At 64.1% G+C, this 14,906-nt stretch carries 10 protein-coding genes and 1 rRNA gene; 3 read left to right on the plus strand and 8 right to left on the minus strand.

The genetic code is table 11. From position 1 onward, the window contains the following. On the minus strand, window positions 1–213 hold a 213-nt coding region (locus M1B35_RS23325), incomplete at its 3' end, for a hypothetical protein (RefSeq protein ID WP_268263220.1). Window positions 214–951: 738 nt separating this feature from the next. Here M1B35_RS23325 and M1B35_RS23330 point away from each other — a divergent pair. Then, the gene (locus tag M1B35_RS23330; protein WP_123335023.1) at window positions 952–2,442 is read left to right on the plus strand and encodes an aldehyde dehydrogenase family protein; all 1,491 of its coding nucleotides are present in this window, start codon (window positions 952–954) and stop codon (window positions 2,440–2,442) included. Between the two features lie 212 nt (window positions 2,443–2,654). After that, complete coding sequence (locus tag M1B35_RS23335) at window positions 2,655–4,556, plus strand: amidohydrolase (protein WP_268263221.1); 1,902 nt, start codon at window positions 2,655–2,657, stop codon at window positions 4,554–4,556. A 106-nt stretch (window positions 4,557–4,662) separates the two neighbouring features. Here M1B35_RS23335 and qhpG read toward each other — a convergent pair whose 3' ends face one another. The 5 genes from qhpG to M1B35_RS23360 all read right to left on the minus strand — a co-directional run bounded on the left by qhpG (window position 4,663) and on the right by M1B35_RS23360 (window position 11,283). Further along, window positions 4,663–5,976: a flavin-dependent monooxygenase QhpG gene (qhpG, locus tag M1B35_RS23340; RefSeq protein WP_268263222.1), complete on the minus strand. Its 1,314-nt coding sequence runs from the start codon at window positions 5,974–5,976 to the stop codon at window positions 4,663–4,665. Next, entirely contained in the window at window positions 5,964–6,650 is a 687-nt protein-coding gene (qhpE, locus tag M1B35_RS23345; protein WP_123335017.1) for a subtilisin-like serine protease QhpE, read from the minus strand. The genes qhpG and qhpE overlap by 13 nt, the downstream gene beginning before the upstream one ends. Continuing rightward, window positions 6,640–8,358, minus strand: a complete 1,719-nt coding sequence (locus M1B35_RS23350) for an ABC transporter ATP-binding protein (RefSeq protein WP_268263223.1) — start codon at window positions 8,356–8,358, stop codon at window positions 6,640–6,642. The genes qhpE and M1B35_RS23350 overlap by 11 nt, the downstream gene beginning before the upstream one ends. Next, window positions 8,358–10,262: a sigma-54-dependent Fis family transcriptional regulator gene (locus tag M1B35_RS23355; RefSeq protein WP_268263224.1), complete on the minus strand. Its 1,905-nt coding sequence runs from the start codon at window positions 10,260–10,262 to the stop codon at window positions 8,358–8,360. Before M1B35_RS23355 ends, M1B35_RS23350 begins: the two co-directional genes overlap by 1 nt. Window positions 10,263–10,527: 265 nt before the next feature. Next, complete coding sequence (locus M1B35_RS23360; RefSeq protein WP_268263225.1) at window positions 10,528–11,283, minus strand: class II aldolase/adducin family protein; 756 nt, start codon at window positions 11,281–11,283, stop codon at window positions 10,528–10,530. A gap of 240 nt (window positions 11,284–11,523) precedes the next feature. On the opposite strand from M1B35_RS23360, the gene M1B35_RS23365 reads away from it, so the two are divergent. Then, complete coding sequence (locus M1B35_RS23365) at window positions 11,524–12,522, plus strand: LysR family transcriptional regulator (RefSeq protein WP_268263226.1); 999 nt, start codon at window positions 11,524–11,526, stop codon at window positions 12,520–12,522. Window position 12,523: 1 nt separating this feature from the next. Here M1B35_RS23365 and mrdA read toward each other — a convergent pair whose 3' ends face one another. Together mrdA and rrf are read right to left on the minus strand one after the other, a co-directional pair. After that, complete coding sequence (gene mrdA / locus M1B35_RS23370) at window positions 12,524–14,419, minus strand: penicillin-binding protein 2 (RefSeq protein ID WP_123335007.1); 1,896 nt, start codon at window positions 14,417–14,419, stop codon at window positions 12,524–12,526. Window positions 14,420–14,619: 200 nt separating this feature from the next. Further along, window positions 14,620–14,735: ribosomal RNA gene (gene rrf, locus M1B35_RS23375) — 5S ribosomal RNA — on the minus strand. Window positions 14,736–14,906: the final 171 nt, after the last annotated feature.

The following is a 14,906-nucleotide window of genomic DNA, read 5'->3' on the forward strand; positions in this document are numbered from 1 at the left end:
ATCGACGGTCAGCGCCTGGCTGCGTTGCGCCAGCGCCAGGGACTCTTGGGCCACGGCCAGGCGCTGCCCGTCACTGCACGCCTGCAACCAGGCGCGAGTGGTCTGCGCAGCCACCAGCACGCGCACACCGTCCTCGGCGCCCGGGCCGACTCGGCGTCGGCGGTCGAGGCAGCGACCAACCCTTGCAGGCGCCCGAACAGGTCCACCTCCCACTGCACCTCCAGGCCGAGGCCGTAGCGGGTGCCGGTGCGGATGTGCTGGCTCTGGTCCTGCGCCGCTTCCCACTGATCATCCTCGGTGCGGCCATAACCGGCGTTGGCCCGCAATGCCGTGCTCGGTTGCCGCTGGGTGTCTGTCTCGCGCAGGGCCGCCCGGGCTTCCAACAGGTTGGCCGCGGCACCCGCAGGTCACGGTTGTGGGTCAAGGCTTCTTGCACCGCGGCGTTCAATGCCGGGTCGCGGTACAAGGTCCACCACGGGCCTGCCCAACCGGGGCTCTGACTCACGGGCATAACGGACGGCAAGGCCAGGCTGCTGCTCGGCGGCCGGCCAGGCCCCCAGGCACAACCGGCCAGCAAGGTGAACAAGGCCAGGACGGGCCCACGGTGAATTGGCATGACAGCGACTCTCCTTTTCGACGCGCCCACTCTAGGCAGCGCCCTAACCGACCGTCTCCCGTGAACTCCCTATTGATTAGCGCGAAATGGACATTTTAAGCGCCCCCCCAACCTGCGCACCGAATCCCCCCACTGCATTGCCCCTTGGGTCGCCCCCTTACGCCATCCAACCTGAGAATCCGTCTCAAGCCTGTCGCAGTTTGCGACCTGTGCGCTCACGCCCGTCTCGCTGCCGGGCCAGCCACACCGTGCAAACCGGCACTCTGGGGCGTACGTCGAGGATTGGCACAGCCATTGCGAAAGCCCAGGCCTCACGCACAACAAGAGGTCCAGTCATGGCCATCGCATCCCTGCTTCCCGCCACCACGGCATTTATCCAACGCGCCCCGCGCATGCTGATCGGCGCCGAATGGGTCGAGGCCGCCGACGGCCAGACCATGCCCCTGCGCAACCCCGCCACCGGCGAACAGCTGTGCCTGGTGCCCCGGGCCACGGTGGATGATGTCGACCGCGCGGTACTGGCGGCGCGCCGGGCCTTCGACGATTCCGCCTGGAGCCGCACCCGGCCCCGGGAACGGCAGAACCTGCTGTGGAAACTCGCCGACCTAATGCAGCGCGACGCCGAGCTGCTGGCTCAGTTGGAATGCCTGAACAACGGCAAGAGCGCCGCCGTGGCTCAGGTCATGGATGTGCAGTTGTCCATCGACTTCCTGCGCTACATGGCCGGCTGGGCGACCAAGATCGAAGGGGCCAGCGTCGACGTGTCCCTGCCGCTGATGCCCAACGACCAGTTCCACAGCTTTATCCGCCGCGAGGCGGTGGGCGTGGTGGGCGCCATCGTCGCCTGGAACTTCCCCCTGCTGCTGGCCTGCTGGAAGCTCGGCCCGGCCCTGGCCACCGGCTGCACGGTGGTGCTCAAGCCCGCCGACGAGACCCCGCTGAGTGCGTTGAAACTGGCCGAACTGGTGCAGGAAGCCGGCTACCCCGAAGGCGTATTCAACGTGGTGACCGGCACCGGTATCACCGCCGGTAGCGCCCTGACCCATAACCCCCTGGTGGACAAGCTGACCTTCACCGGCTCCACGGCGGTGGGCAAGGAAATCGGCAAGATCGCCATGGACTCCATGACCCGGGTAACCCTGGAACTGGGGGGCAAATCACCGACCATCGTCATGACCGACGCCGACCTCGACAGCGCTGCGGCGGGGGCCGCCAGTGCGATTTTCTTCAACCAGGGTCAAGTGTGCTGCGCCGGCTCGCGCCTGTACGTGCAGCGCAAACATTTCGACCGGGTAGTGGGCGACATCGCCGACATCGCCAATGCCATGAAACTCGGCAACGGCCTGGACAGCAGCGTGGACATGGGCCCGCTGATTTCCGCGCGGCAGCAGGAACGGGTCTACCGCTACATTGAAATGGGCCGCGAAAGCGGCGCCACCCTGGCCTGCGGCGGCGAGCAATTCGGCCCGGGCTACTTCGTCAAACCCACGGTGATTGTCGACGTCGACCAGAAGCACTCCCTGGTCCAGGAAGAAATCTTCGGCCCGGTGCTGGTGGCAATCCCCTTTGACGACGAAGCCGACGCCCTGCGCATGGCCAACGACAGCCCCTACGGTTTGGGAGCGAGCATCTGGTCCAATGACCTGGCCGCCGTGCACCGGATGATTCCGAAGATCAAATCCGGTTCGGTATGGGTCAACTGCCACAGCGCCCTGGACCCGGCCCTGCCCTTTGGCGGCTACAAGATGTCGGGCGTCGGCCGGGAAATGGGCTACGCGGCGATCGAGCATTACACCGAGCTGAAATCGGTGCTGATCAAACTCTGACCCCCTGCAACTCGCTACAGCGACCATCCGCCCTGCCAAGTGCGCCGCCCCGTGATCCGGCGCACCTGGCTCCGCGCGCGCCCTCCGGCAATTGCCCCGCTCACGGCGAAAACCGCTGCTACGCTGAGCGCGAGCCGTTTCGCCACCTGGCATCAGGACCGGGCTCATCAACCCACAAGGCCTCAAACCACCGAAAACCTGAGGAAAGCATCATGGGATCAAAAGGAAATGATCACGATTACGTCCAGTGCGGTTGCCACAACCCCGTCTGGGACGCCTTGAAGGACAGCCTCAACCCCGCCAGCCACACTCCCCACCCGACACGCAGCGCGCAGGACCTGGGACAGGAGCCGAGCGGCGAGTCCATCGTGTTTTACGCCGGTACCATCTACCCCCTGCGCGACGGCAACATGGATGAACGGGTCGAAGCCCTGGGCATCCATGCCGGCGACGTAGTCGCCTCAGGCACCCTGGCCAGCGTCGAAGCGCGCATGCAAGCCCTGGGCATTGACTACGACAAGCAGCCGTTGAACGGCAAAACCCTGTTACCCGGCCTGATCGAACCCCACGCCCACATCGTGCAAAGCTGCGCCATGGACGGCTGGCTGAACCTGGGCGCGATTGATACCGACAACCCGGACGAGCACAAGAACCAACGGCTGCGCCCCACTTACAACTGGGACTGGCTGACCCACACCATCCAGAGCAACCTGCCCCAGGACAGCTCGAGCTGGATCCTTGGGCACATGGTCGACCCGGCGCTGATGCCCTTTGAGGTAGTCCCCGGAGGCCTGAACAAACTGATTACCCTGCACTGCGGCCCCGGCGACGACATCGGCAACCTGGACACCATCGACAAGCAGCACCCGATGCTGCTGATCAGCGCGTCCATGCACACCGCCTACCTGAACACCGCGGCAAGCGATGCGGTATTTGAAAAAACCGGCATCCGCGCCAAGGACGGCGTCCTGCAGGAGGGGGACGTCGCCGTCGCGATCAAATCCATTCCCCTCAAGCAGCAACTGGAAATGCTGAACATCTTCAAGCGCATCGACCACTACTTCGACACGGCGGCCCGACGCGGCATTACGTTGCTGTATGACGCGATGATGGAGCCCGTGGCGAAGCTGGTATTGGACATCTACTTCCTGACCCACCCGAGAAGGCTGCGCATCGGTTACGCCGCCGCTTGCACAGGCACGGCCGAAAGCATTCAACAGCTGCCGCCCTACCGCCCCGCCAGTCGGGAAGAAGCCAAACAGATCTATCAAGGCTCGGTCAAGCTGGTGTCGGACGGCTCCAACCAAGGCCTGACGGGCTACCAGTCCACGGACTACTGCTGCCAGACCAAGCGCCCGGTGGGCAACTTCAATTTCTGCGACGAGGACACTACCCCGCTGAAAACACCCAAGGCTTACCAGAACGTGGTGCGCAGTGCCCTCGACACCGGCTGGCCATTGATGATCCACGCCAACGGCGACCGGGCCATCGAGTTCACCCTGCAAGCCTATGAAGAAGCCTTGCAGGGCCAGAGCGGCCTGGAAAAACGCCATCGCATCGAACACTGCTCGCTGCTGACCCCGTCAACCCTCGCCACCATGCAGCGCCTGGGCGTTTCGCCGAGCTTCCTGATTGGTCATGTCGGGTACTGGGGCTACGCCTTCAAGCAGGCGATTTTCGAAAAGCGCGCCGAAACGATGCTCGACCTGTGCCAGTCGGCCCTGGAACAACAGCTGAAGATCACCCTGCACAGCGACTGTACGGTGACGCCACTGGGGCCGCTGCGCTCGATGGAACAGGCGGTGACCCGCAAGATGGAAGGCATCCGCGATGCCAGCCAGCAGTTTGTCCAGGACCCTCGGCTGCAACCGATCCTCAACGAAGGCGAGTGCCTGACCCGCAAACAGGCCTTGAAGGCCATCACCTACGACGCGGCCTGGCAGTGCCATGCCGAGCGTTGGACCGGGTCGTTGCAGGATCAGAACTTCGCTGACTTTGTGATCCTCGAGCAGGACCCGCTGGACGAAAAAGTCCCGGCCACTGCCATCAGGGACATCAAGGTCTGCGAAACCTGGAAAGGCGGCCACCGGGTATACCTCAATACCAGTGACTGACCGCTGGCCGTTGCAAGTCGGGGGGATAGTTGAACCTCGGCTTGTCGGCGGGGCGGCCTTGGGCGTGGCGTTGGCCTTGGGGGCGCTATCGCTGGCAAGCCAGCTCCTACCCAGGGGGGCGGTAGCCTTGGCCTAGCAGCCAGCCGCGTACAGCGCGGTCTTGTTCCGGATTCAGGCCAGCCAGGGCTTGGGCGGGTGATTGTTGCTGCAGCCGACGCAACAGGGGCGCCAGCTCAACGCCCTGCACGTGCCAGACACCCAAGGGTTGGTCCGGGGTGATCACCACCTCGGCTTCGTCCACCAGGCCATCACGCAACACCGGGGCACGCTCGATGCGCAAGGACGCGAAATCCACCGCAGCATGCGCCATCTCCTGGTCCGGCCATTGTCGCCGAGCCTGCCAAAACGGCTGCTCTGCCCACCGTTGCTCGTCGGCGTAAAAATCTCGGCCGATGCGGGCAAAACGCAAAAACAGCTGCCGCACCCGGGCCTCATAAAAACGGCGCGCCAGGGCCGCCCGTTCCGGCCTTTGCAGCAAGGTGTTGATCACCGCCGGCGCTTGCAGGGCCGAAGACAGGGACTGGAACATGCCATTGCCCGACAACGGGTCCACCGCCATCGCCGCATCGCCGACTCGCAACCAGTGATCGCCGCACACCTGAGGACTGAGAATCGCTGTGCTGCTGCGGGCATGCAGGTGCAACTCGTGCTCGTCGCCGCCGGCAAAAAAATCCTGGGCCATGGCGCAGTCACGACGGCGCTGGCGACAGTACTCAAGCAACTGCGCCTTGCCCGGGAGTGTGGCGCTGGCCACGTCCACCGTGAGCTGCCAATAACACTGACCGTCCTGCCGCCGCGCCATCCAGGCCCAACCGTCGCGCAGGCTGTGCACCGCACTCGCCGCACTGCCAGTGGGGCCCTGCCAACGATTGAGCAGGCTGACGGTTTCCGGCCCACGCAGGCCCTCCCCGGCACTCCTGCCCAAGGCCGGGGCCTGGCGCCCACGGGCGTCCACCAGAAATGCGCCCCGCACCTCGTCCTGGCCTTCTACCCGCACCCGATGCCCTCCTCCGCTGGCGTCCACGGCCACTACCCGGCCAGCGATCAGCCGCACCCCGGCCAGGACCAGGGCCTCGCGCAGGGCTCGGTCGAAGGTCGGGCGGTCCAGCAGGTATTCGATGTTCTGCGCATGGGTCTCGCCGTTCCACGCCACCTGCCGCTGCGAGGCCTGCAAAGCATCGCCCAAGGCCTGCTCCAAGCCCGCACCGCGCAAAGCTTCGAGGACCCGCACGGAGACGCCCTCCAAAGCCGGAAAGCGCCGCCAGTCACTGATCAGGGTCACCGGGTAATCGAGGCGGCGCAGGCCCAGGGCCACAGCGGCGCCGGCCGGGCCCGCCCCTAGAATGATTACGGTCTGCATGCGGGCTGTCGCCGTTCAGGACCTTGGTAAGCCGCGTTGTCCCGCAGCCACTGGCTGACTTGCAAGTTGCCGGCGCCGGGGTGAGCGTCCAGGTAGGCGGCGATATGCCCGCTCAACGCCGCGCACCCCAGGCTGGCCCCGGACTGGCCGGGCTGGTTGCCGCGCACACAGGCGGCGAAATCCGCCTGGGAAGTGCCCAGCCAGGACCACTGATCGACACTGCAGCGAGCGTCCCCGGTCACCCGCAGCACGCCCGGGTAAAGGGCCGGGTACACACCCTCGCCTTGGGCCGGGCTCGATGCGCACAGCAGCACCCCACGGGCCACCGCTGCGGCGCAAGCTTCGCGCAACAAGCTGCGGTCCTGGCGCAGGCCGAGGCTGAGGTTGATCAGGCGCACGTCCTGCTCCAGCAACCAGTAGATGGCGGCGGCGATTTGCAGGGCACTGGTGACCCCGCGCTGGTCGAACACCTGGGCCATGTAGATCGAGGCTCGGGGCGCGCGGCGGTCGATAGCCTCGATAATGGCCGTGCCGTGTCCCAAGGGGTCGAACTGCAACTCGGCCTCGCCCAATCCCTCGACTTCCAGGTAAAAACGTCGGCCGCCGCGCACCCGCCCCTGCTGCGCCGGCGAGTGCCCGCTGTCGACAACCCCGACCCGCAACTCAGGCGTCATGGGGCACCGGGAATGAACGCAACACGCCGTCCACCAGTTCGAAGCGCAGGTCGGCGTCGGCCAGTGTGGAGGGGCGATGGCTGATCAAGATGCGGGTGCGCCCGGCAAACAGCCGGTCGATGGCCTCGATCACTTCGCGCTCGGTGCTTTCATCCACCGCGGACGTGGCTTCGTCCATCACCAGAATCAACGGGTCCTGAAGCAAGGCGCGGGCGATAGCGATGCGTTGTTTCTGGCCGCCGGAAAGTTGCTGGCCGCGCTCGCCCAAGGGGCTGTCCAGGCCTTCGGGCAGGGAGGCGATCAGGCTGTCCAACTGGGCCAGGCGCGCCACTTCGGCCACGGCTTCGCGGCTGGCGTGGGGGCAGCTGTAGGCCAGGTTGTCGGCCAGGCTGCCACGGAACAGCACGATGTCCTGGCTGACCACGGCAATGCGCCGCCGCAGTTCAAACAGGTCGAGCTGGCGCAGATCAATGCCGTCCAACAGCACCTGGCCGGCCTGCGGGTCGTGATGGCGTTGCAACAGGTCGATCAGGGTCGATTTGCCCACCCCGGAGGCACCGCTCAGGGCGACTTTCAAACCATAGGGAATCTGCGCTTCGATGCCCCGCAAGGTCACTGCGCGCCCCGGGTGGGCAAAGTGCACGCCGTGAAAGCTCAAGTGGCCGGTGCTCGGCATCGGCTGCACCACGGCGGGCGAGGTCACGCTCGGCGCTTCGCCCCGCAACTCCATGACCCGACCCAGGCTCACGGTCATGCGCTGGATCGCCACGTACAGCCCCAGCAGGCTCTGCACCGGCCCCACGGCCATGCCCAGATAGGTGGAAAAGGCGATCAGCGCCCCCAGTTGCCAGGTGCCCTGGACCACCCAATAGCCGCCAATCAGAAAGGCGCAGGCCCGGGACAGCGAGGTCAAGGTGCCGGGCACCGCCTGGGTGAAGAACTCGGTGACTTGCAGGCGCAGCAACTGGCTCATGTAGCCCTGCCCCAACTGCTCCAGGCGCCGGGCTTCACGCTGCTGCTGGCCGGCGCTCTGGATGAACTTCATCACCGGCAGGGTCTCGACCATGAACGACGACATGTCCGCCGAACGCTCGCGCAACTGGCGCACATCCCGTTCGACCTTGCGCCGCATCCAGCGCAGCCAGAGCACGTCCAGGGGAATCAATACCAGCGCCAGCAGCGACAGCTTCCAGGACAGGGTCAGCAGCATGGCCAGGGCCACCACCAGGCCGATCACGCTGGACACTGCGGAGAACAGCGAATCCACGGCAAAGCGCTGGATCTCGGCGACGTCACCGTCCAGGCGTGACATCAGGTCACCGATGCGCCGCTGGCCGTAGAAGCTCGGCGACAGGGTTTGCAGGTGCCGGTACAGATCGTCCCGCAGGGCAAAGAGGATGCGCCCGGACAGGCGCGTGTGCAGGTAGCGATTGACGCCCGACAAGGCGGTGCCGAGCAACCCGGCGAGGATCATCAGCCCGGCGATCAGCACCAGCATGGAGAAGTTGCGCGCCAGCAAGCCGTCGTCGATCAGCAACTTGGTCAACCAGGGCTGCACCAGCACCAGCGACGAGGCGCAGACCGACAGCCCCAACAGCCCGGCGATGGCCAGGCGCTGAGGCCGGACAAAGCCGTACAACCACTGCAAGGCGGCTTGCAACGCTTCGGGGTTGGGGCTGTCCACCAACCGACCGATAAGCCGCCGCATCAACTACGCAACTGTTTGAGCTTGCGATACAGGGTCGCGCGGCTGATGCCCAGGGCGTCGGCGGCGGCCGAGACGTTGCCCTGGTGGTTGTCCAGGGACTGACGGATCAGTTCCAGTTCATTCTCGCGGATGCTGCCGCTGTGGGGCCGCTCGCTGGCGTTGAGCTCGTCGAGCATGCTGTCGGGCAGGTGCTCCAGGCTCAGGGCCACCTCCCCCGCCTCACGCATGGCCAGGGCGGTGCGCAGGACCATTTCCAACTGACGGATGTTGCCCGGCCAGTGATAGGCCGCCAGCAAGCGGCGCAGGTTGTCTTCCAGGGTCACCCCGGGGCTGCCTAGGCGGGCCAGCAGGCTGCCCACCAGTTCGCTGAAATCCTCGCGCTCGCGCAGGGCCGGGAGCATCACGCTGATGCCGTTGACGCGGTAGAACAGGTCCTCGCGAAAGGCTTTGTCTTCCACTTGCTGCTTGAGGTCGCGGTGGGTGGCGCAGATCAGCGCCACGTCGATGTCCTGCTCTTCGCCTGCGCCGAGGGGCGCCACTTTGCGATCCTGCAAGACCCGCAGCAAACGCGCTTGCAGGGCCAGGGGCATGTCGCCGATTTCATCGAGAAACAGAGTGCCGCCATGGGCTTGTTGCAGGCGCCCGATCATCCCGCCCCGCCGCGAGCCGGTGAAGGCGCCTTCGCGGTAGCCGAAGAGTTCCGACTCGATCAGGCCTTCGGGAATGGCCGCGCAATTGACTGCGATAAAGGGTTTGTCGGCGCGGCTGCCGGCCATGTGCAAGGCCCGGGCGATGACCTCCTTGCCGGTGCCGGTTTCCCCTAGCAACAGCACCGGCAAGGCATTGGCCAGCCCTTGGCGGGCCATGCGCAGGGCTCGGGCGTAACGGCTGTTGCTGCCGGCCAGGCTCTCCAGTGACGGCGCGGCCGGGGTGGTTTTGGGCGTACTGCGGGGCACGCTGCTGACATTGATCGAACGCTGAGGCGCGCGCACCGCCTTGTAGAACAACTCACCCTTGGCGGTCTGCAAGCTACCGACACCGCCGGGCTGCAGGCGGGCCAGCAATTGCAGGCTGTCGACGCCGAGAAACTCCTCGCAACGCCGGCCCACCAGAGATTCACGGGGGGCATGCAGCAGTTGGCAGGCCTGGGTGCTGACCGCGAGGATCTGCCCGCCCAAGCTCAACGCTACTAGGCCCTGCCACGGGGATTCGAGGTACTGCCGGCGGCTGTGGAAGGCGAGAACGATCTGCTCCGGGTAGCTGGCGTTGAACACACGGCTTTCGATCTGGCTGACCGCCATGGACAACAACGCGGAGCTGTCTTGGGCTCGGCCCAGGGGGCCTTCGCGGGTCAGGTCGAGCACGCCGAGGATGTCACCCTGGGGGCAATAGATGGGCACCGAGGTGCAGGAGAAGTGGCTCAGGCGGTCAAGATAATGTTCGCCGCAGTCGATCTGGGTCGGCCGGGCTTCCACCAGGGCCGTGCCGAGGGCGTTGGTGCCGCGGGTGGCCTCGCTCCAGCAGGCACCCAGGGTGATGTCCTGCACGCCGCTGCCCTTGAGCCGGTCGGCTCGGCCTTCCAGCGCCAGGATGGTGGCGTCGGAGTTGGCGAGGATGATCAGCCCGTCCTTGCCCTGGCGCTGGGCCAGGTAATCAATGGCCGGCATGGCCGCATCCAGCAACAGACGGTTGCTGGCCAGCAACACATCGAGACTGTCCCGGGACTCCAGGGCCAGTTCGGTTTGCGCGCTGACGTGCACACCATGGCTGAGGCTGCGCCGCCATGACGCATCGATTTCCGCACGCAGCACCCCATCGGGGACTTCGCCTTCCAGGTGGAGCTTTTCCCGGGCCAGCCGGGCTTCGTGTAACGGCTCACCCTTTGTTGTTTTTATAAGAGTCATCAAGCGCTCCGAATCGGTCCGCCCATTACCTCCCCGGACCACTCCCTTGGCGCGCGGGGCACGCAAGCCAAGGCCAATGTCTACACCCGGTTCAGATGGCAGTAAAGGGAAGTTTGACCCGATGTTTCGGGTGTACTGTCGTCCCTCAAGCAAAACCTGCGCCAAGCCAATCGGCACCCGGAGCATCTTGACGTTAACGTCAAGCGAATGGCAAGCCCCGTTTGCGACGCGGCGTGCCTGGGCAGGTATTGATTGGCGTGCGGCGTCAGGACAGGTAGGAGGCCCGCTGGTCTTCGATCAGGGTCAGCGCCGCGTCCCAGGCCAACTGGATCAGGTCATCGGCGTCATCGTCCTCGAACTGCTCGGCGGTGTGGGCACAGACTTCGGGCGACGGGTAATGCAGCTCCGAGCCGCCAGACAGCGCCTGGACCTGAGCCTGGCAGGCCCGTTCGAGAAAGTGGATCTCGTGGAAGGCATGGGCCACGCTGGCGCCGCCCACCAGCAGGCCGTGATTGCGCAGGATCATCGCCTTGTGCGGCCCCAGGTCAGTCACCAGGCGCTCGCGCTCATCCAGGGACAAGGCAATGCCTTCATAGGTGTGGTAAGCCAGCTTGCCGTAGAACTTCAGTGCATGCTGGCTGATGGGCAACAAACCCTGCTTTTGCGCAGCCACTGCCATACCAGCGGCGGTGTGGGTGTGGATTACGCAGTGCAGGTCCGCGCGCGCCTGGTGGATCGCCGAGTGGATGACAAACCCCGCAGCATTGACCCGATGGCCGCTGTAATGGGGGTCGACCGTGCGCCCTTGCTGGTCGATACGCACCAGATCGCTGGCACGCATCCGCTCGAACAGCACGCCGTAGCGGTTGATCAGGAAGTGCTCCTCGGGCCCGGGGATGCGCAAGGTGATGTGGGTATCGATCAGGTCGGTCATGCGAAAGTGCGCCACCAGCCGGTACAGCGCGGCCAGCTCGCAACGGGCTTGCCACTCGACCGGGCTCATGTGTTCGGGTTTGCTCACGACTGCACCTCTCAGGCAAGGATGATGGGATGGGCGGGCCTTGTCGGCGTCTCCGGTTCCCACCCGAAGCCAGCCATCCGCTCTTGGGATAACGATTGCTATCAGGAGGTTGGGAGCGGACGCCAGGCTTGGTCCACCGGCGCTCTCGGGCGCTTGTGGGCTTTATCGCCGTCGTGCCAGGATTAGTCAATTTTCGAATTCTTATCTTTACTATTAGCCAGGCTACTGCCAGGAACTCACATGCCCCTCTCCCTACCGCCTTCCACGCCACCCTCCACAGCCTGGGACGGCCGGCGCTTTCTCAATGACCGCCTGGACTGGAACCTGCTGCGCACCTTTCTGGTGATCGGCCAGGAAGGCAGCATCAGTCGCGCCGCCGCGCGCCTGCACCTCACCCAGTCGGCGGTCAGCCAGGCCCTCAAGCGCCTGGAAGAGCACTTGGACGCCTGCTTGATTGCCCGCAGCGGCAGGCGTTTCGAACTGACGCAGACCGGTGAGGAGGTGCTGCGCATCGCGGCGGATATCTATGGCGACGTGTCACGCCTGGGCACGGTGCTGGCCAGCCGCCAGGATGACCTGACGGGCAAGGTGCGGATCCTCATCAGCAGCGGCGTGCAGGCTCGGCACTACGATGAGTTTCTCGCCGACTTTCATCAGAACCACCCGCAGATCGAGTTTGAGGTCGAGGTGCTGGGCAGTTCGAGCATCATCAGTTCCCTGCTGCAAAAGACCGCGACCCTCGGCATTGGCCCGTGTCGCCTGCCCCAGCCACGCCTGGAACAACGGGTGCTGTTTCGCGAGCGCTATGCCTATTTCTGCGGCCCGCGCCATCACCTGTTCGGCCAGCAGAACCTGAGCCTGGCGCAGTTGGCCATGGAAAATTTCGTCAGTTTCACCAGCGACCAGTTGGGCGGCAACCTCTCGCCCTTGACCCTGTTCCGCGAGCAACAGGGGTTCACCGGCAAGATCATTGCCTCGTCCACCAGCTTCGAAGAAATCTATCGGTTGGTCAGCGCCGGTTTAGGCATCGGTTGCCTGCCCACACACCTGGTGCAGCGGGAGGTCGAACAAGGGCTTTTGTGGCGTTTGCCGCCGGAGGAAGGGGTGGTGGATTTCGACCTCAAGTTGCTGTGGAACCGCGAGCAGAAGATGACCCAGGCCGAAACCGTTTTTCTGCAAGGCCTTCAGCACATGCTCAACCGGCGTGAGCATGTACTGGGGAGCCCGTTGTTGATGTGACTCAGACGTGGGGTGCGCCTGGCGCCTTGCTGCTGGGGCTGGCGTATTGCGGCTTCAGGTGGCCGTCCTGGTCCAGCAGCCAGGCGTCCATGATCTGCCGCACCACAGGGCCGGCCACGCGACCACCGGCCTCGCCGTTTTCGATCATCACCGAGATCACGATCTGCGGATGCTCGGCCGGGGCAAAACCGACGAACAAGGCGTTGTCACGATTGCGCTCGCGGGTCTTGAGGCGGTTGTAACGTTCACCCTGCTTGATCGCCACCACCTGGGCGGTACCACTTTTACCGGCGATACGGTATTGCGCACCGGCCGCACTGGCGCGAGCGATGCCACGAGGGTCGTGCATGACCATCTGCATCCCGTGATTGACCTGTTCCCAGTCACGCGGGTCCTTGAGCAGGATATTCGGCATCGGGTGCTCATCCACCGGCGCCACTCCATCCACAGTCTTGGCCAAGTGCGGACGGTTCCACACGCCCTTATTGGCGATCAACGCAGTGGCTTGGGCCAGCTGCAACGGCGTGACCTGCATGTAACCCTGGCCAATGCCGAGGATCACCGTCTCGCCAGGGAACCATGGCTGACGCCGGGTGGCGCGCTTCCAGGCCTGGGAAGGCATCAAGCCGGCAGACTCTTCGAACATGTCCAGGGAAACCTTCTCGCCCAGACCGAACATGGCCATGTAGTCGTGCAGGCGGTCGATGCCCAGCTTGTGGGCCAGGTCGTAGAAGTAGGTGTCGTTGGAGCGCATGATGGCGGCGTCCATGTCCACCCAACCGTCGCCGCTGTGGTTCCAGTTACGGTACTTGTGATCGAAGTCGGGCAGTTGGTAGTAGCCCGGATCGAATACTCGCGTGGAGGCCGTGACCACGCCGCTGTCGAGACCGGCGATGGCGACTTCCGGCTTGATGGTCGAGCCCGGTGCATAGAGGCCACGCAGCACACGGTTGAACAGCGGCCGGTCAATGGAGTCGTGCAGCGCCGCGTATTCCTTGAAGCTGATACCGGTGACGAACAGGTTGGGGTCGAAACTCGGTTTGCTGACCATCGCCAACACTTCGCCGGTGGCCGGATCCAGCGCCACCACCGAACCACGGCGATCACCCAAGGCCTCTTCTGCGGCCTCCTGGAGCTTCACGTCGAGGCTCAGGACAATGTTTTTGCCTGGTACCGGATCGGTGTGCTTGAGCACCCGCATCACCCGACCCTGGGCGTTGGTTTCTACCTCTTCATAGCCAACGTGGCCATGCAGCTCCGACTCGTAGAACCTCTCGATACCGGTCTTGCCGATGGACTGGGTGCCGCGGTACTCCACGGAGTCGAGGCTCTTGGCTTCTTTCTCGTTGATCCGGCCGACGTAGCCGATGGAGTGGGCAAAATGCGCCCCCATGGGGTAATGCCTCACGAACTGCGCTTCAACGTCCAGGCCCGGCAGGCGGTATTCGTTGACCGCCAAGACGGCGATCTGCTCTTCAGTCAACTCGTAGAACAGCGTGACCGGGACGAAAGGATGGCGGGCCTGCTTCATTTCCTTGTCGAACAGCGCGCGATCTTCCGCCGGCAGATGCAGCAGGCTGATCACCTCGTCCAACTCGCCCTTGAGGTCGGTGGTGCGTTCACGGGTGATGGTCAGGTTGAAGCTGGGCCGGTTATCGGCAAGCACTACGCCATTGCGGTCGTAGATCAGGCCGCGGGTCGGGGTGATCGGCAGTACATGGACACGATTGTTTTCAGAGACGGTGGAGTGATAGTCGAATTCCACCACCTGCAAGAAATACAGGCGACCGACCAGGGTGCAGGTCACGGCAACCACTAACATCGCGCAGGCCAGCAGCCGTTTGTTGACCAGGCGGGTTTCTTTCTCGTGATCCTTTATCGGGATGGGTTCGGGCATTGCTACAGCTTCTCGTTAAATAAAAGGTCAGCGCCGATCCGTGCGGGTGAACTCTAAGTCCATTAAAAAACGAGCTGCACCATACCAAAAACCACCCAAGAGGTTTGACGCGATTACCCCGGGAGCGGATCAACGGATAAAGTTTTTTCTCGCGCAAAAAAAACCCCAACTGCTTTCGCAATTGGGGTTTCGGAATTTAATCTTGACGATGACCTACTCTCACATGGGGAAACCCCACACTACCATCGGCGATGCATCGTTTCACTGCTGAGTTCGGGATGGGATCAGGTGGTTCCAACGCTCTATGGTCGTCAAGAAATTCGGGTACTGAGTCGTGACCAGATGGCCTCGCTTCAGCAAATTGGGTATGTGATAGCTTTCGGTGTTTTGTGAGCATCTCGAACTTTCGGTTCGTTTCGTCTCCACACACCGCAACTCGCTTCTTAAGCAAATTGCTTGGGTGTTATATGGTCAAGCCTCACGATCA

This window comes from Pseudomonas morbosilactucae (assembly GCF_023241665.1).
In the GTDB taxonomy this organism is placed as follows: Bacteria; Pseudomonadota; Gammaproteobacteria; order Pseudomonadales; family Pseudomonadaceae; genus Aquipseudomonas; species Aquipseudomonas morbosilactucae.

Excerpts from the sequence above, each read along its gene's own strand:
- qhpG (WP_268263222.1), bottom strand. The coding sequence starts at position 5,976 with ATGCAGACCGTAATCATTCTAGGGGCGGGCCCGGCCGGCGCCGCTGTG.
- M1B35_RS23335 (WP_268263221.1), top strand. The coding sequence starts at position 2,655 with ATGGGATCAAAAGGAAATGATCACGATTACGTCCAGTGCGGTTGCCAC.
- M1B35_RS23365 (WP_268263226.1), top strand. The coding sequence starts at position 11,524 with ATGCCCCTCTCCCTACCGCCTTCCACGCCACCCTCCACAGCCTGGGAC.
- mrdA (WP_123335007.1), bottom strand. The coding sequence starts at position 14,419 with ATGCCCGAACCCATCCCGATAAAGGATCACGAGAAAGAAACCCGCCTG.
- M1B35_RS23330 (WP_123335023.1), top strand. The coding sequence starts at position 952 with ATGGCCATCGCATCCCTGCTTCCCGCCACCACGGCATTTATCCAACGC.
- qhpE (WP_123335017.1), bottom strand. The coding sequence starts at position 6,650 with ATGACGCCTGAGTTGCGGGTCGGGGTTGTCGACAGCGGGCACTCGCCG.
- M1B35_RS23350 (WP_268263223.1), bottom strand. The coding sequence starts at position 8,358 with ATGCGGCGGCTTATCGGTCGGTTGGTGGACAGCCCCAACCCCGAAGCG.
- M1B35_RS23355 (WP_268263224.1), bottom strand. The coding sequence starts at position 10,262 with ATGACTCTTATAAAAACAACAAAGGGTGAGCCGTTACACGAAGCCCGG.